Source organism: Paenibacillus sp. 2TAB26, assembly GCF_052115145.1.
GTDB lineage: Bacteria > Bacillota > Bacilli > Paenibacillales > Paenibacillaceae > Pristimantibacillus.
The window spans coordinates 1-450 of the sequence record NZ_JBFRGC010000105.1; the positions used below are offsets into that span (position 1 = coordinate 1).

The window sequence follows — 450 nt, forward strand, 5'->3', positions numbered from 1 at the left end:
ATTCTCTTCAAGTTCAGATACTGTAGAATTTATCGCCGATTCACTAAAGATAAATGTGCGTGTATCCAAAAGTCCAATCCGGTGGCCCATTCTAACAATCAGAACTGCGGAATCATCAGCAGGAAATATCTGATCTACGGGAAGGGATGGTATACCTTTGCCACTTCTTGTACTGATCCGCCTGAAGCGATATCCATCATAACGTTGAAGGCCGTTCTGGGTACCTACCCAAATGAAACCATCAGCTGACTGCGAGACGCAATTCACAAAATTAGTGGAAAGTCCATTGGAAATGCGGTTGAATGAAATTTCAAGTGCTTTGGATTGGCTCGTGCTTACTAAAAGCAAAAATAAGTGAAAGACAAGTCTCAAAGTCGAGCGCACCATAAATGACTTAATTAGTTAATTCAAAAGTGCGCTTTTAAAGATTAAACTGCAAACTGTCAAAAG

The 450-nt window shown here is 40.4% G+C and carries 1 protein-coding gene; it reads right to left on the reverse strand.

What is annotated here, in order from left to right; all coding sequences use genetic code 11:
• On the reverse strand, positions 1–348 hold a 348-nt coding region (locus AB4Z50_RS36065; protein WP_441887303.1), incomplete at its 3' end, for a two-component regulator propeller domain-containing protein.
• Positions 349–450: the final 102 nt, after the last annotated feature.